Origin of the sequence: Prosthecobacter sp. (assembly GCF_029946185.1) — a bacterium.
GTDB lineage: Bacteria > Verrucomicrobiota > Verrucomicrobiia > Verrucomicrobiales > Verrucomicrobiaceae > Prosthecobacter.
Map to the genome: position 1 here is coordinate 13,850 of NZ_JAQSEA010000180.1, position 15,811 is coordinate 29,660.

Annotated in this window: 13 protein-coding genes, 1 tRNA gene and 1 pseudogene; 4 read left to right on the top strand and 11 right to left on the bottom strand. The window is 58.6% G+C overall.

Annotated features, from left to right (window positions below):
- Position 1 precedes the first annotated feature (1 nt).
- A complete protein-coding gene (locus tag PSV43_RS15680) occupies positions 2–922 on the top strand; it encodes a hypothetical protein (protein WP_300199243.1) in 921 nt (306 codons plus the stop codon).
- A gap of 30 nt (positions 923–952) precedes the next feature.
- Here the strand turns inward: PSV43_RS15680 and PSV43_RS15685 are convergent, their stop codons facing one another.
- From PSV43_RS15685 to PSV43_RS15710, 6 genes are all read right to left on the bottom strand, one after another.
- A complete protein-coding gene (locus PSV43_RS15685) occupies positions 953–2,512 on the bottom strand; it encodes a PQQ-binding-like beta-propeller repeat protein (protein ID WP_300199245.1) in 1,560 nt (519 codons plus the stop codon).
- A gap of 117 nt (positions 2,513–2,629) precedes the next feature.
- Positions 2,630–3,097 carry a type II toxin-antitoxin system VapC family toxin gene (locus PSV43_RS15690; RefSeq protein WP_300199248.1) on the bottom strand — a complete coding sequence of 156 codons (468 nt, stop codon included), beginning with the start codon at positions 3,095–3,097 and terminating at the stop codon, positions 2,630–2,632.
- Complete coding sequence (locus PSV43_RS15695; RefSeq protein ID WP_300199252.1) at positions 3,097–3,339, bottom strand: hypothetical protein; 243 nt, start codon at positions 3,337–3,339, stop codon at positions 3,097–3,099. The genes PSV43_RS15690 and PSV43_RS15695 overlap by 1 nt, the downstream gene beginning before the upstream one ends.
- Before the next feature lie 160 nt (positions 3,340–3,499).
- A tRNA-Lys gene (locus PSV43_RS15700) sits at positions 3,500–3,574 on the bottom strand.
- Between the two features lie 39 nt (positions 3,575–3,613).
- Positions 3,614–4,309 (bottom strand): HAD-IA family hydrolase, encoded by a 696-nt coding sequence (locus PSV43_RS15705; protein ID WP_300199255.1) that lies wholly within the window; start codon positions 4,307–4,309, stop codon positions 3,614–3,616.
- Positions 4,310–4,372: 63 nt separating this feature from the next.
- Positions 4,373–4,912: a hypothetical protein gene (locus tag PSV43_RS15710; RefSeq protein WP_300199257.1), complete on the bottom strand. Its 540-nt coding sequence runs from the start codon at positions 4,910–4,912 to the stop codon at positions 4,373–4,375.
- 265 nt (positions 4,913–5,177) lie between these two features.
- Between PSV43_RS15710 and PSV43_RS15715 the strand changes: the two genes are divergently transcribed.
- Positions 5,178–7,463, top strand: coding sequence for a DUF1549 domain-containing protein (locus tag PSV43_RS15715; protein ID WP_300199260.1), 2,286 nt, complete (start codon positions 5,178–5,180; stop codon positions 7,461–7,463).
- Positions 7,464–7,623: 160 nt separating this feature from the next.
- Here PSV43_RS15715 and PSV43_RS15720 read toward each other — a convergent pair whose 3' ends face one another.
- Positions 7,624–9,036 (bottom strand): DUF1501 domain-containing protein, encoded by a 1,413-nt coding sequence (locus PSV43_RS15720; protein ID WP_300199263.1) that lies wholly within the window; start codon positions 9,034–9,036, stop codon positions 7,624–7,626.
- Positions 9,037–9,135: 99 nt separating this feature from the next.
- A complete protein-coding gene (locus PSV43_RS15725; protein WP_300199265.1) occupies positions 9,136–10,341 on the bottom strand; it encodes a HAMP domain-containing sensor histidine kinase in 1,206 nt (401 codons plus the stop codon).
- 194 nt (positions 10,342–10,535) lie between these two features.
- Here PSV43_RS15725 and PSV43_RS15730 point away from each other — a divergent pair, with 194 nt between their 5' ends.
- Positions 10,536–10,718 carry a hypothetical protein gene (locus PSV43_RS15730; protein WP_300199268.1) on the top strand — a complete coding sequence of 61 codons (183 nt, stop codon included), beginning with the start codon at positions 10,536–10,538 and terminating at the stop codon, positions 10,716–10,718.
- A gap of 32 nt (positions 10,719–10,750) precedes the next feature.
- On the opposite strand, the gene PSV43_RS15735 is transcribed toward PSV43_RS15730, so the two are convergent.
- Positions 10,751–12,469, bottom strand: a complete 1,719-nt coding sequence (locus tag PSV43_RS15735) for a DUF4407 domain-containing protein (RefSeq protein ID WP_300199271.1) — start codon at positions 12,467–12,469, stop codon at positions 10,751–10,753.
- Between the two features lie 83 nt (positions 12,470–12,552).
- On the opposite strand from PSV43_RS15735, the gene PSV43_RS15740 reads away from it, so the two are divergent.
- Positions 12,553–13,224 (top strand): GNAT family N-acetyltransferase, encoded by a 672-nt coding sequence (locus PSV43_RS15740; RefSeq protein WP_300199274.1) that lies wholly within the window; start codon positions 12,553–12,555, stop codon positions 13,222–13,224.
- Between the two features lie 29 nt (positions 13,225–13,253).
- On the opposite strand, the gene PSV43_RS15745 is transcribed toward PSV43_RS15740, so the two are convergent.
- On the bottom strand, positions 13,254–15,038 hold the full coding sequence (locus PSV43_RS15745; protein ID WP_300199277.1) for an SLC13 family permease: 1,785 nt from the start codon (positions 15,036–15,038) through the stop codon (positions 13,254–13,256).
- 164 nt (positions 15,039–15,202) lie between these two features.
- Positions 15,203–15,811 (bottom strand): annotated as a pseudogene (locus PSV43_RS15750) (hypothetical protein); the annotation flags it as partial.

Below are 15,811 nucleotides of genomic sequence, written 5' to 3' on the forward strand. Positions count from 1 at the left end.
CATGAGAAAACTGCGCCCCAATTCAGACCAAAGCCTCGACCTGCTGCTCGACACCCTTTGCAATGTGTTTGGCAGCATCATCCTCATCTCATGCCTGCTGGCGCTCCTGAGCAACCAGCAGACCGCCATCCCTGGCGATCCGACCGAATTGTCCGGCGCTAAGGGCAGACTGCTGGCCGAACGAATCGAAGCTGCAAAGAGTGAACTGGCAGGACTCAAAAAGTTAAGCACGAAGATGAAAGACAGCGGTCAGGACAAGCTGCAGACCCTTGTCCAAGAGCGCAACGAACTCCAGGCCACTCAGGACAGACTGCGCAAAGAGCAGGCTGCCCAGATGAATGCCGACTCAGGCTCCTCAAAAGCCCCTGCGGGAGACCTCTCTGAACTCAACTCCGAGATCAAGGCTCTGGATCAGCGCCACGCTGATGCCAAAGCCAGAAAGGAAGCGGCGGAAAAAAAGGCTCATGACCTTGCCGCCCAAATCCAAAGCCTCCGCAGCAAGCTCACCGCCGAAGATGAAAAGCACGTCGAGCATGTGCGCTTCCCCAAAGAGCGGGCCATCACCAAGTCGGCCACGAACATCCTCTTGAAGTACGGCGCTTTGTATCCGCTGATCGACTCGGCAGGAGAAGAGTACCCCGGCATCACACGTGTCCAGAAGAGCGGCGAAGACTTCGAAGCCATTCCCAAAAAATCCGAGGGCATCCCCATATCGAACATAGAGACAGTGCGCAGGCTCCTCGCCAGTTACAAACGCGGGGGCGTTTACGTCAGCATTTGCGTCTATCCTGATTCATTCGAAACCTTCCGAGCCCTTAAGGTGCTGATCATTGAAGCAGGCCTGGAGTATGGCTTCGAAGTCTTTCCCGAACACTTCATCATCACCTTCAGCCCCAAAGGCACCTCACCCGCTCCGCTTTGAAGATCACGGCCACGTCAGACCATAAGTCCTTCAATTAGCCGGCCGCAAATCAAAGCACACGAGCTTGTCTTTCTGCCTCACGATCAGCCTGCCATTGGCGATGGCCGGGGAGGAGCAGCCCATCGCGTCCGTCTTCGCACGGCCAAGCTGTTCGTAGGAGGCATTGTCCGCCTTCACCATGCGCACGTGCGTGCCGTTGTTTTCATAGACCAGCAGCTTGCCGTCAGCGATCAGCGGCGATGTGATGGTACTATTCACTTCGTTCACCACCCACTTCACCGCACCGCTTTCAAGATCGATGCACTGATGCTTCTCGCCGCAGCAAAGATACACGCTGCCTTCGTAAATGATCGGGCTGCCAGCGTAGCGGCGGGTCACCCAAAAGTGGGACCACGCGGTTTTCGGGGTTCCATCCGCCTGCATTTTGTAGGCACGCAGACCCACACCTTCGGTACCGCTGTAAAGCACCAACCAGTCGCCGCTGGACACCGGCGTGCTCTGGCTGCCACCTTCGACCTTCCATTTCACGCTGCCATTTTCAGGATCGAGCCCATAGAGCGCGTTGTTGCCATTGATCACGAGCAATGGCTTGCCGCTGCTCGGTGCCCACCACGTAGGACTTGCGATCAATCCTTTCGCTTCCTTCTGCTCCCACAGCAGCTTGCCATCCGCTTTCGAAAAAGCGCAGGCCACGCCGGTGGCCATGTACACGCGATCCCCCATGACAAGCGGCGATGCCGCAGGCCCCTTGGCGGAAAGCGGCGTGGACCAGACTAGTTTGCCATCGGCCTCATTCACGCAGAGCAGTTCCGAACTGCACGCCGCATACACTTTGCCATCCACCACCGCACACGTGCTGGAGGACTGGCGGCCGCTCGGCTTGCCAGGCTGCGCGTATTTCCAAAGCTGCTTCCCTGTGGCGAGATCAAGGCAGAGGATCACATCCTGCGCGACCTTCACCGTATTCGGCACCAGAGCGATCATTTTCTCCTTCACGTCCGGCGGGAAACCTTCGTCATCCAGCCACTTGCTGTACGCCGCCGCACTCGCAAACGGCTTGCCCTGACGGCGGCTCATCTTGTCGAGCCACTCCAGAGCGATGGCATTTTTGCCTGCTTTAAACCGGCTGGCCACCCAGGAGCCGATGTTGATCTCCTCTTTCTCGCTCAGGTTGTCCTTGCGCCATTGCGTGACCCATTCATCGAACTTCTCGCCACGCAGCTTGGGCAGATTGAGGCGGGTTTCCTCCAGCTTCTTCGCCAGTTCCGGCGAGGTTCCGCGATGGTTCAACGACTGCATGACCTCGGTGTCAATCTCTCGGGTTTCGGAGACCACGCGCTCATGCCACACCACGCTGATAAACACCTTCTCCCCGCTGACGACCGGGCTGCCATGACCGCCATACTCGTTGCTGGGGATGAAATCGCTCTCCCAGACTTTTTTCAGCCCCTCGCTTGGAAAAGCATCCGCAATCGGGCTCGTGTCCTGCGAAACCCCGTTGCGGTCCGGCCCACGCCATTGATTCCAATCACCAGCCCAAACTGGCGCGGTGAACAACAAGACCTGCGTAGCAGCAATAGCGTATTTCATGTGCAGCGCTTAACGACTCGACCAACCCTAAAGTTTCACCGGCCATCACCCTTTAGCCACCCTCCAAGCTTTCCATCTCAGGCGTGGTGGCCTTCGCTTTGGCTTTCGATGATGAACTCACGGTGTCAAGTTGGCATCAGGGAGCACGCGCAGCCCCTCTGCGGCGGCCACCTCACGCTGCAAGCCGTCAAAGCTCAGGAACACCCTGGCCTGCCATTGCAGGGCCGTGGCGATGTGCAGCAGGTCAAAGGCACGAGCACCCCGCCGCATGGTGTGCCGCTCGCTGAGGCGCTCCACCTCCGCAGCCACGTCAGACAAGATCACTCCCGCTTCGATCAGCATTCCGCTTTCCAGATCGTTCTCAAACTGCGCCAGCATCGACATGGCTTCCGTCTCCAGATAGCCCTTGTGCGCATCCTTTGAGCGCAGGAACACCTGAAAGCGCACGGCTTGGCGAAACTCATAGGCCAGCAGGGAGGAGATCACTATCGGCCCGCCGATGGCCTCCAGCGTGGCAATGGCACGCTCGGAATGGCTTTGATGCCGATACAACGCGCAGAGAAAGGACGTGTCCGCGCAGTGCATCAGCCAAGGCAGTGTTCAAGCTCCGCCTCGCGCATGGCCTTCACCTCTGCATCGCTGAAAACACGGCTTCCCCACGTCTGGCGCAAACGAGCGCGAAAATCAGGCAAAGGCACACTCTGTGGCTTGAGTGATGTAGGGAGAAACACTCCCAACTTCTTGCCACCTTTGAAGACAGTCACAACCTCGCCAGCCGAAAGCAGGCGTTCAAAAGGCGATGCGTGATCCAGTGTCAGTGTGGACATAACATAGGAGAATACTTCCTTACCCGATCAATGGCAAGCCTCACGGCGGCAGGCGTGGAAATTGGCGGACAACGCAGGAAGAGAGGGGATTCTGTTTCCATAATGTTCCCTTTTAGGGGTCATCTTTGCCATTTCCAACATAAACCACTCTGTATCAGAGTGGTGCGCAGGGAGGGGTTCGAACCCTCGACCAATTGGTTAAAAGCCAACTGCTCTACCGCTGAGCTACCTGCGCATTTCCGAAACGGGGGTCGGTATGTATTCACAGGAGCGTTCAACGCAAGCCGGAATATCCCTCAAAGCGGACTTTTTGCACCAACTCGCCGAGTCCGGCTTCGGGTCGCTTCACATGAAAGGCATGAATTCCGCAGTTTTGTGCTCCGGTCAGATCGCATTTCACGTCATCGCCAATGTGCAGGGCCTCCTCAGGAAGGCAGCCCGCAGCGGCCAGCGCAGCCTGAAACATACGGGGGTGCGGCTTGGCCGCGCCGACCTCGCTGGAGATGATGACCTGCTCAAAAAAGCGCAGCAGACCATGCCCGGCCAGGATGGTATGCAGTCGGCGGTCGAAATTCGACAGCACCAGCAACCGGTGATCACGCGAGAGATCCTCCAACGCTGGCACCACGTCCTCAAACACGCTCCAAGCCTGTGGCTGTGCGTAATACAAGTAAAGCTCGCCAAACAGCGCCTCCAACGTGCTTTCCGCCAACGGCGCTCCCAGCACCCGGTCAAACACCTCGCCCACCAAGGCGCGCCACCAGCCGCGATCATCATCTGCGGCAGGCTGGCCCGCTGGATGCAGCGGCGGCTCTGTGTCCTTCCACACTCTGCCGAAGGCCTGCATGATGGCCTCAGGCTCCGCCACGATGCCATGCAGCAGGGCATGCTGTGCATACGTCCGCCCCACCCTGTCTGCTGGCCGCATCAGGGTACCAGCCGCATCAAAAAACAACGTTCGCAGCGACATGGGGCTGAAAAACAAAAAACGGGAGCGACCTTGCAGTCGCTCCCGTGGGAAAATCTGATGAAATTACTTGGAGAAGGTGACCGGGTTTTTGCCGTATGTCACTTCCTGCTCTGGCTCCACCGGCAGCTCTGGGAGGCGGCAATGCCAGCTAGAGCCAGGGAGAAGATAACCACCATTCAGATCATTCAGGCTGCCCACCATGTAGGACTTGGGTTCTGGAGGAGTGATGATGTCAACAGCTCCAAAAAGACCGCGGCTGACCGTTTCCCCGTAGGTATACAAGGCACTTTGATACACTCTTTTCGTCGATACCATGCCGCGCTGCATGATGCCCGTTGCCACTCCAGGCCAGCGCCGGATGAAGCGGGAACCAAAGGTAGCGGTGTCATCCACCGTATCCATGACGTAGTCCGTGTAGCGGTTGGTTTCACGGAAAGCGATGTCGTCCGAGCGAAACGCGGCATCCATGCCGATGTTCGTGTAATCTCTGGCCTGGCGATCAACGACTTTGCCGCCGGCATTGCTGCCGTCATCAACGATGTCCACCACGCTGGTGCTTGCCTGGCCTACGCCTTGGCTGACGTAGCCGAGTCCTTTGTTCACATATGCAGCGTCGCGGCAAGGCATCACTGAAGAAGGGCGCGGATTATTGACCACGTTCCTCGTAGAGGTGCAGGAAGCGAGAGTGGAGAGTAGAACAAGGGGCAGGAGCAATTTCATAAATTAATGGGACATTCTGTCGGAAAGGACCATGGATTGTCAAAGTTAAAATCCGCCAATCTCCGTTAAATGCACGCTGGAATAACACAGAAGTTGAAAGACCCCTGCCAGCAGGGCGTTATCGCGCCATCCCCTACTGTCTATTTCCATGAAGCTGAACCCCCTCTGCGCCCTGCTCGCATCGTTTGCCACGTCGGTCCTGCTGGCCCATGCCGCCCCCGATCTGAAGGCCACCACCGCCAAAATTGACGAACTCGTCAACGCCAAGCTCACCAAGGAAAAAATCCAGCCCAACAAAGCCGCCAGCGACGAAATCTTCGTCCGCCGCGTGTATCTCGACGTCGCAGGCCGCATCCCCACCCTGCAGGAAACCACCGAGTTCCTCAAAAGCAGCGACGCCGACAAGCGGGCAAACTTGATCGACAAGCTCCTCGCTGGCGACGGCTATGTGCAGAACTTTTACAACTACTGGGCCGATATCCTGCGCATGAAGACCCAGATGATCGGCGGCGGTCAGAGCCTGCCCGCCTTTTACGGCTACTCCAAATGGCTCAAGGACAGCCTGCGCGACAACAAGCCCTACGACGCAATGGTGCGTGAAGTCGTCACTGCCGACGGCAAGAGCTACGAGAACGGTGCCATCGGCTTCTACATCCGCGATTACAACATGCCGCTCGATAACATGGCGGTCACCACCCAGATCTTTCTGGGCACCAGCATGGTCTGTGCCCAGTGCCACAACCACCCTTTCGATAAATGGACCCAGATGGACTACTACCAGATGGCGTCCCACACCTACGGCATGACCGGCAGCAACGGCCTCACCAATCCACTCCTCGCGCAGGCGATCTATGGCGGCGGGCCCGCCAAGAAAAAAACCAACCGTTACGGCGGCTCCGTAACAAAATTCAGCCTCCCTGAAGGCATCGAGCGCAAGGACGTCGGCCGTGCCATGACCGAAATCCTCCGTCCTCTCCGCTACAACAACGTGCTGGATCAGACCGGTAAAAAAGCCCTGCTTCTACCCCATGATTATCAGTACACCGACGCGAAGCCCAAGCAGAAAGTCGAGCCCGCCATTCCCGCCTCTTTCAGCAAGGACGGCAACATCGTGAAGGAGGGAGTCACGCCCATCACGGCTTACGCAGGCTGGATGACCAGCAAGGAGAACCCACGCTTCACCACCGTCATCGCCAACCGCCTGTGGAAAAAGCTCATGGGCCAGGGGATTATCGAGCCCGTCGATGAAATCACCGACAGCACCGTGCCCAGCAATCCTCAGCTCATGACCTTCCTCGAAGACACGATGAAGGCCGCCAATTACGACATGAAGGCCGTGCTGCGCGCCATCCTCAATTCGCAGGCCTACCAGCGTGAAGCCTATACCAAGGACGTCGAACTCGGCGAAGTTTACAACTTCCCCGGCCCCCTCCTCCGCCGCATGAGCTCCGAGCAGATCTGGGACAGCATGGTCACCCTCTACAAGCCCGGTGCCGACATTCCGAGCATCTCCACCAAAGTCGATGCTGAGATCGCCCTGCGCCGCATCGAGTGGCTCGACCGCGCGCTGAACAGCCTCACTCCCCAGCAACTCCAAGCCTGCACCGTTCAGGTGGCTCAAAAGCAGAAGGAACTCGCCGCTGAAGTCCGCACCGCCCAGGAAACCATGGATGCCGCCTCCAAGGCCAAGGACGAAGCCGCCATCCGTGCCGCCCGCAAGGCCATCCAGAGCCAGCGCAAACGCATCGACGAAGCCGTGGACGCTGTCGTCTATGACGCCGGCTTCAGGCGCTTTGCCGAACTCGCCCGCGAAGGCAAGCTAGACGACTACACCCAAGACGCAGACTTTGCCAAAGAAGTCGCCGCTGCGATCAAGCTCAAGAAAGACGGCGAAGACCTCAGCATGGAGGAAGCCCTCGCTATTCTGGCCAAACAGCGCCGCGCCAAGCTCACCGCGCAGGCCAAAGCCCGCTTCGCCGCCGATGCCGGCCGCTTTGAAGTCACCGCCAAAAACGAAAAAGCCGCCCTCGCCGCTTGGGAAAACTACCGTGACACCTACATGCTGCGCGCCGCCGATCTGCGCAGCCCGGCACCGAATGGCCACTTCATGCGTGACTTCGGCCAGAGCGACCGCGAACTCGTCCAGAACTCCAACAATGATGCCAGCGTGAGCCAGGCGCTGGCCCTGCTCAATGGCAAGGTCTTCACCAACCTCATGAACCGCTACACCGTCATTGCCCGCGCAATGGACAGGGCCAGGAAGGTCGGCCCTGAAGCCGTCATCGACAGCGTCTATCTCAGCCTGCTGAGCCGCAAAGCCACCCCTGAGGAACAAGCCCTGCTCAAACCCATCGCCGACAACGCCGACAACACTGACCGCGGCGACGTCCTCTGGACCGTGCTGAACACCCGCCAGTTCTTCTTCATTCAGTAAAGTTGCCCAGTTGCGCCGCAACTGGTCTGGATTGGCCGCCTTAAAGTTGCCCCTGTTCCTGTGGAACAAGGAAAGGCGTCGCAACGGCAGTCCATGTGGACTGCCGTGAGGTGCAGGCGAATGGCAGAGGTTGCTTGTTGCACAGCAACAAGGCTACGTCCTACGCCAGCACGCCCTTCACCACTTCCCCCGCCACATCCGTCAGCCGGAAATCACGCCCTGCGTAACGATAGGTCAGCTTCAAATGATCCAGCCCCAGCAGGTGCAAAATCGTGGCATGCAGATCGTGAATATGCACTTTGTCCACCGCCGCGTAGTAGCCGTAGTCATCCGTCGCGCCATAGGCCGTGCCCGGTTTGCTGCCTCCACCGGCCAGCCACATGGTGAAGCCATGCGGGTTGTGGTCGCGCCCATCCGTGCCTTGCGCCACGGGCGTACGGCCAAACTCACCGCCCCAGACCACCAGCGTATCTTCCAGCAGTCCGCGTGATTTGAGATCTGCCAGCAGTCCCGCGATCGGTTTATCCACCTCAGCAGCGTTCTTCGTGTGCCCTTTGAGCAGATCACCGTGCTGGTCCCACTGCACGAAGCTGTCGCTGTGCGTGACCTGTACAAACCGCACGCCGCTTTCCGCAAAGCGTCGTGCCATGAGGCACTGCCGCCCAAAATTCGCCGTCACCGGATCATCCAGCCCATACATTTTGCGCGTGGCCTCCGTCTCGCCCGAGATGTCCTGCAAATCCGGCAGCGTCGATTGCATGCGGTAGGCCAGTTCAAAAGAATTAATCCGCGCCTCCAGGGCGGCATTGGCCCCGGCCGCATCCAAATGCGCGTGATTCATCTGCGACACCAGATCAAGCTGTGAGCGCTGCATGTCCGGCGAGAGCATCTTGTTTTGGATGTGCCTCACCACCGCCTGTGCCGCCGGGATGCTGGCATTGCCCAGCGGCGTCCCCTGACAGTGCGCAGGCAGAAAGGCTGAACCCCAGTTGCTGACACCGCCATGCGCCAGCGTCGGGCAGATCGTCACAAAAGCTGGCAGATCCGAATTTTCCGTCCCCAGACCGTAGCTGACCCACGAGCCAAGACTCGGGCGCACCAGCGTATCGCTCCCCGTGTGCAGTTTCAGCAAAGCCCCGCCATGCGCCGGATTCGTACCGTGCATGGAGCGGATGACGCACAGATCATCCACATGCTTCGCCACATGCGGAAAGAGATCGCTCACCGGCAGCCCGCTCTGGCCATAGTTCCGGAACTTCCAAGGCGACTTCAGCAGATTGCCTGTCTCCGCAAATTTCACCCGTGGCAGCGCAAACGGCGGCGGCTTGCCATGGTCCCGATCCAGCATCGGCTTCGGATCAAACGTATCCACCTGCGACGGCCCACCCTTCATCAGCAGAAAAATCACCCGCTTCGCCTTCGCTGGAAAATGCGGCAGCTTCGGCGCCAGCGGATCAATCACCGCTGCCTTGGCAGATTCCAGCCCCAGCGCCCCCTGCAAAGCCAGATAGCCAAAGCCTGCGCAGGTGTTGCGCAGCATCTCACGGCGGCTAAACGGCGGCAGGGTAGGCATGGTTCTCACACAGCAATATACGGGCCGAATCCTCCGGCTCTTGCTTCTTGTATTGCCTCCCCTTCTCCACCTGAAACGCCATCACAGCCACCCGATCCCTTAACGTTGAACAGAAAAATTGGGAAGCACCCCCCTAAAGCAAGCCCCCTTCCCGACTTCAGACTCAAACTTGATTTCTCCTCCAAGAAGATGGGTCACGTACCGTGAGGCCAGCAGCCCCAGCTTGAGCCCAGTAAAGTGAGAACCAGAAACGTGATGCATCACGCGGAATATCTGACGCGCTTCCACCAGTCCTATTCCATTCCCATCATCGGTGACCTTCAGCAGAAGACGCTCCGGTCCGTCATCTGAAACTTCGACCTGAACCATCCCTGCTTTGGCTGCTTGAATAGCGTTGCTCACCAAATTATCGGCAATGAGGTTGAGCTTGTTTAGATCGGTGGTGATTGCCGTGAGCCCGTCAGCCTTTCTACAAATCAACCGCGTCCGAGTTGTTCCTGCCAGAGCGCGATGCCTCTGTTCCAGCTCATTCAGAAACGGGTCCACATCCACGGAGCCAAGCTGGACATAACATTCACCCGCGAGGAGATCGGAATAGCTCTGGACTCTGTCGAGAAGCTTCTGCAAATGAACGCCGTTCGTCGCAAGCCTTTCCATGATCTCCGCCACCCCGGGGTCTCTCGGCCCCTCCACCAGAGATGACGCATAGAGCAGCAAAGACTGCAGGCAGTTGCGCAGTTCATGGATCACTCCCTCCAAAAGTTGCACTCTTGAGCGGCAAGACGCTCGGGAGATTTCAGTTGCCACCAGCAGCCTCTCATTCGCCTCTTTTAGCTGGCTTACGCGCAATGCAATTTCCATCTCCTGCGCCGCTACAAATTGCAGGCAGTAGTTCGCGACCTTCAAATCAAAAAAAAGCCTCACTTCACGGCATGCATCGTCTAGGAACACGTCGGCAACAGATCCCTTTAACCGTAGAAGCGCCAAGACAACCATCTCGCTGATGCCGCCCAGTGTTTTGATGACCACATCAAGCCGGTGCCCCGCCCGACACTCAATCCCTCCCATGGGCACTGGCGGCATTTTCCATTCTCCCTTCATCACGTGAGGAAGAAGCAAAATCAACTCATCCAGCAAGAGCGGCACATTCTTTTGAATCGTTTCCAAGATGGAATGATTCCCCTGCTGCCTTTTTTCATCAGCAAATGCAGCAGCGCATTCGGAAATGATTCGGGCGCTGTTTTCTTTCAGGCACTGCCCAAACACCCCGAAATCTGGAGGTTGGAGTGGTTTAGGCGCAATCATTTTGCAGCACGCCTCCGTAGGGCGCGTGTGCCTTCACGCTCCATGGGGAGTCGTTGCAGTGAGGCGGGAAAAGAGTTCTCATGATCGATGATTGAAAGGCACGTTCCAGAGACACCCCATTATGTCAAAACCTTCAAATTATACACGCAAAATGGGCGCTGCCTGCGATTTCAAAAGGAATCCAATTTAAAGCCATGTCATCCCTCATAACCGTTGAACGCGTTGAGACAAAACAGACCCTGATTGAAGTTGCCGCCGACACTCCCGAGGAGGCCTTCCAAGAAGTAAAAGAAGGTCAGGGACACGCATTAGGAACAGTTAAAAATTCTGAGCTCTTGATACGTGATCATCACCTGCCAAAGAAGCCAGATAAATGAACTGAGGGAGATACGTTCTCACACAGGCCGCCTCACACACTGCCCGGCGCCGGAGTGCCGCGCTTCTCATCATCGCGGAAAAATTTCTCCATTCGCTCGCGCAGATCGCCATAGAAGTTCCGGGACATCTCCTCGATCACATCTGCCGTGTGGCTGACACCGCTCTTGGCGGCCAGTTCCCGCGCAAGACGGCTCCGCTCTTCAAAGTCGCGCTCCAGATCCATCAGATAGACCAGGAATTCCTTCGCCGAGCGCGCACCATCCACGCCGGTGACCAGCGCACGTTCCAGCGTCTTGTTCCGCGTGAGGTTCAGCATCTTGCTCTCGCCCAGCTCCTTCATCTGCAAGCTGAAGCCAGCGAGGAATGCTTTGCGCTCGCCATCATAGCCCATCTCCTCGCGGTCCAGCAGCGTGTCATACGGGCCGGGCTTGGAGAAGAATTTCACGATCAGCGGAATCGTGTCCACCAGCATGAAAAGCAGCGTCAGCACCAGATACGCCACCAGCGCAAACGTGCCGCCCTGCGAACCTTGCTCAAACAGTTCATGCAGCGCCAGCGTCTGCGTGAGCAGATCCCGGCGTGGCTCGGCGCGAATGCCTGAGATGCGGGTGTCCTCGTCTTTGATGAGTTGAGTGATCTCAGTGTGCAGATTCTTTTGCTGCAGCAGCAGCGCGTCGATCTGCGTCTTCAGTGTCTCGCGAATCGCATTCTGCTGGCCCACAAACTGGTCTGCCTGCTCCGTCTGCACCTTCTGCTTCAACGCAGCCACGCGATCACGCTCCGCCTTGTTAAGCGCCGCTTCCTCAGCCGCCTTGGCATCCAGCGCCGCATTCACGCCATCCTCGGCAGCTTTGATTTCAGCCACGAGCACGGTGCGGTTTTTCGTCATCGTATCCAGCACACCGCTGAGGCGGGCGCTTTCAGCACGCCGCCAGGTCAGCTGGTCTTCCTGGATGCTTTTCGCACGTGGCCCCAGACCAATGATGCCGCTGCGCTGGCCATTCACCTCGCGCTCAAATTCCGTCTGCCAGTGGTTCAGCTCTTCGGCGATCTTTTGGTAATCCGTATTCAGCTTGGCCATCTCCGTTTCCATCGCTGTCAGGCGTGTTTTACCCGGAGTCACCGCATCATCAATCTTGGCATCACGTTCAGCTTTGACCGCCTTCTCATCCTCCGTAAGCGGCTTTTCCACCGGCTTGCCGTTCTCATCCAAAAACTTCGCGTTGAAAGTCGCGTTCCAGTTCTCACGCTGCGTGGCGATCTCCGCCTCCAGCGGCACGAGGCGTGCCTCCACAGCAACCTTCTGCAGCTTCGAGACTTCACGCGCCGCTTCAATCTCGCCCTGCCGATGTTTTTCAACGACAGACGTAATGGTGTCCTTGAACAACAGCAGCGTCAGCGGGTGCGAGATGGTGATGCCCATCAGCGCGGCCACCACCATGCGCAGCGAGAACTGCGCGGCCTTGCGAAAGAAAGACTGGTAGGCGCGATAAGTCGCCAGCAGCGCCCGGTCCACCGTGAGAATGATGAACGACCACACCAGCGACACCGGCGCGATGATCAGCCAGTTGTCCGTCAGCGTGCTCAGTGCATACGCGCAGGCAATGATGGCGAACGTCGAAGGCACCAGCACCGTCGCGCCAAAGGCCACATACTTGCGCCGCTCCCATGCCGGGCAGGCATCGAGGTTGTCGGAGGAGGCTGCGGAGAGCCAGAAAAAGACGCGTTCGATGCGTTGCAGGAGGTTCATAGGCGTGGAGGACTACCGGTTTCGGAGTGTGCGGGTGGGCGCGGGATTGTCAATCTGCCGGACTGGATTAATAAGACCCTCCTATGACGCCAGTGTTCGACGATGCATTCATCTGTGATTCCGTTCCTGCGGAAGTCATGGATCAGGCATGGGCGGCAGGCTGGCGGCATTTTGACAGGTATTTCTTTCGTTACAGCACACAGCAGGCCAGCGAGGGCAGCCTGCAAACCATAACGCCGCTGCGCATCGATCTTGCGTCCTGCACATTCACCAAAAGCCAGCGCCGCGTCCTGAGCAAGAACGCCGACCTGCGCACCGAGATCGTCCCCGCCGCCATCGACGGCGAACTCCGCGCCCTCTTCCAGCGCCACAAACTACGCTTCACCCAAAACATCCCCGACACCCTCGAAACCTTCCTCGGCCCCGACCCCGCCCAGGGCCCCTGCACCTGCCGCATGGTCCGCGTGTTCGACGGCCCCCGCCTCGTCGCCGCCAGTTTCCTCGATGTCGGCATGCAGTCCGCCTCCAGCGTTTACGGCCTCTTTGAACCCGAATACGCCAGACGCAGCCTCGGTATCTTCACCCTCCTGCTCGAAATCCAGCACTGCCGCGAAGCCGGCTTACGCTGGCTCTACACCGGCTACGCCACCCACGAGCCCAGCCTCTACGATTACAAAAAGCAGTTCCGCAGCACCCAATACCTCGACTGGAACGCCGCCGCTTGGCTGCCCCTCCAAGTCACCGAAGTCTGCTGACCCCGTGCAGCCGCTCCTGCCGTTGACAATCAATGCCGCGCCACAAACGGCCAGAACACCGGAATGAAATAAACAGAGGCACCCCAAAAGAGAAGATTCAAAGGCACACCCACACGGAGGAAGTCGCTGAATCGATAACCGCCGGCATTGTACACCATGGTGTTGGTCTGGTAGCCCACGGGGGTGGCAAAGCTGGTGGAGGCTGCAAAGGTCACCGCAACAAGGAAGGGCTTGGGATCAAGACCGATGCTCTGCGCCGTGGCGATGGCAATCGGCGCGATGAGGACGGCCGCTCCGTTGTTGCTCATGCACTCCGTGAGAATGGCCGTGACGAGGTAAATGGCTGCAAGCAGCGCGATGGGTGAATCCCGCCCGGCGAGCTGGAGAACAACGTCCGTGATGGCCTGGGCGGCGCCGGTCTTCTCCATGGCGATTCCCAGTGGCAGGATCCCTGCCAGCATGATGAGCACGCGCCAGTCCACCGCGCCGTAGGCCTGCTCGGGACGGACACAGCGGGTTATGATGAGCACCAGCACAGCCGCGAGCGCACCGACGAGGATGGGCAAAATATTCAACGCGGCGAGCACGACGATCAGGCCGAACACACCGAGAGCCAGGAACGTTTTCCCCCGCTGACGGACGGGAGCGTCCAGTTCATTGAGGACGATTAAGCCGTCCTCCGCACGCACACGGTCAATGTCGGCCTGCTCACCCAGCAGCAGCAGGGCGTCACCGATGCGCAGCCGAACGGAGGAGAGCTTTTCACGCAGCAGGTGGCCCGTGCGCTGCACGGCAAGAGCGATGACGCCGGTTTTTTGACCAAAGCGGAGATCGGCCAGGGTGCGGCCTATAAAGGGTGAACCCGGCGGCACGATCGTTTCACAGAGTTTTACATCGTCGGAGCGGATAGTTTCGTCACGCAGCTTGAACTCGGGCTCGATTTCAAGCTTCAGACCCGTGGTGACGGCGAGCAGTTTGTCCGGCTTGGCACGGACGAGGAGAAGGTCGTCGGCCTTCACAATCTCGTAGCTGGCTGCCCTGATGGCGCGTTTATCTCGGCGGATCTCAAGCAGGGTTACGTCATGATCTTTGGACAATTCGGCCTGGCCGACGCGCTGGCCAATGAGCGGAGAGCCTTCCATGACGCGCAGCTCGGTGACGTACTCACCCAGTTGATACACATCGGTGAGCTGCTCGGAACGGCGAGACGGCAGCAGCCAGCCTCCGAACAACACGAGAAAGCCCCCACCCAGGAGAGTCAGCACGATTCCCAGCGGGGCATATTCAAACATGCTGAAGCTGCCGAGTCCTGTCTTCTCATAGATGGAGTTGACGAGCAGATTGGTGGAGGTGCCGATGAGGGTGCAGACGCCACCAAACTGGGAGGCAAAGCTCAGCGGGATCAGCACGCGTGAGGCGGAGATTTTTTTCGCGGCGGCAGCGGCGATGACCAGCGGCAGGAAAACGGCAACGGCAGCAGTGTTGTTGACGAAGGCAGAGACGGGCGCAACGCAGAGCATGATCAGCATGCAGAACATGCCGGGACTGCTGCCACCGCTTTTGGAAAGAAGCTTGCCCAAGGAGTCGAGTGCACCCGTCCTCTGCAAGGCGGAGCTGAGCACGAACATGCAGCCAACAGTGATCACCGCAGGATTGGAAAAACCCGCAATGCCTTCATCTACGGTGACGACGCCGGTGATGAGGAGCACCGAGGTGGACAGCAGTGCGACGATGTCCACCGGCAGCTTTTCCGTAGCAAAGAGGATCACTGCCCCGAGGAGCGTGATGAGGGTTACCCAAAGTTCAAATGTCATGCAGGGGAATATTCATCAAAGGGCGGGCTGCGCAGCCTGACCTTCGAATAGGGTGATGACATTTCATGGGGGGGCAGAGGAGAATGCAGCAAACGCTCAATGGCAAGATCAGGCTTCGCCCCGCGTGCCGATCTTGGCGGCGTTCGTGTCAGTTTTTTTCATGGCTATGCCTGTGCGCTTTGGTGCAGCGTGAGCTGATTGAAAGGAATCTTCCAGGCATTCTCATTGCAGGCCTCCACACACAGCCGCTGAATTGCCCGCGTGAGGAAGGAGTGCCGCTGCGCCACCTCGCCGGAAAAATCCGCCAGCACAGTGTAGTTCAGCGCGGACCTGTCCGCTTCAGACAGCTCCACGTCCACGTTTTTGAAATACTCCGCGCCAATGAGACTGCGCAGTTCCCGCTCCATGTACGCTTTGAGTTTCTGCGGCACCTCCGTGGTGCTGATGCTCTGGTGGCGGTAGTCGATGCCGAAAACACTGCGTACGCGGAAGCTCTTCGTCAGATTTTCAGGGCACAGTTGCAGAAACGTCTGCGTCGGGTAGGTGCGGCGGCTGCCACCCAGCAGCACCAGTTGCACCCAGTCCGGCGTCTGCGTCACCACCTTGCCGTGCGTGCCATCGCTCAGGCACACCCATTCATCCACCGCGCAGGGGAACCACACCTCCGCCTCATCCGGCCGGGACACCAGGACCGTCAGCTCCCGCAGCGGCAGGCGGATGTGCCCGCCGTCCAGCGCCGGATTGCGCAGCTCTGAGAACACGCCCACGGTCCG

Bases quoted from the DNA above. Each gene is read 5' to 3' on its own strand.
- PSV43_RS15680 (WP_300199243.1), top strand. From the start codon at position 2: ATGAGAAAACTGCGCCCCAATTCAGACCAAAGCCTCGACCTGCTGCTC.
- PSV43_RS15685 (WP_300199245.1), bottom strand. From the start codon at position 2,512: ATGAAATACGCTATTGCTGCTACGCAGGTCTTGTTGTTCACCGCGCCA.
- PSV43_RS15690 (WP_300199248.1), bottom strand. From the start codon at position 3,097: ATGCACTGCGCGGACACGTCCTTTCTCTGCGCGTTGTATCGGCATCAA.
- PSV43_RS15695 (WP_300199252.1), bottom strand. From the start codon at position 3,339: ATGTCCACACTGACACTGGATCACGCATCGCCTTTTGAACGCCTGCTT.
- PSV43_RS15705 (WP_300199255.1), bottom strand. From the start codon at position 4,309: ATGTCGCTGCGAACGTTGTTTTTTGATGCGGCTGGTACCCTGATGCGG.
- PSV43_RS15715 (WP_300199260.1), top strand. From the start codon at position 5,178: ATGAAGCTGAACCCCCTCTGCGCCCTGCTCGCATCGTTTGCCACGTCG.
- PSV43_RS15720 (WP_300199263.1), bottom strand. From the start codon at position 9,036: ATGCCTACCCTGCCGCCGTTTAGCCGCCGTGAGATGCTGCGCAACACC.
- PSV43_RS15725 (WP_300199265.1), bottom strand. From the start codon at position 10,341: ATGATTGCGCCTAAACCACTCCAACCTCCAGATTTCGGGGTGTTTGGG.
- PSV43_RS15730 (WP_300199268.1), top strand. From the start codon at position 10,536: ATGTCATCCCTCATAACCGTTGAACGCGTTGAGACAAAACAGACCCTG.
- PSV43_RS15735 (WP_300199271.1), bottom strand. From the start codon at position 12,469: ATGAACCTCCTGCAACGCATCGAACGCGTCTTTTTCTGGCTCTCCGCA.
- PSV43_RS15740 (WP_300199274.1), top strand. From the start codon at position 12,553: ATGACGCCAGTGTTCGACGATGCATTCATCTGTGATTCCGTTCCTGCG.
- PSV43_RS15745 (WP_300199277.1), bottom strand. From the start codon at position 15,038: ATGACATTTGAACTTTGGGTAACCCTCATCACGCTCCTCGGGGCAGTG.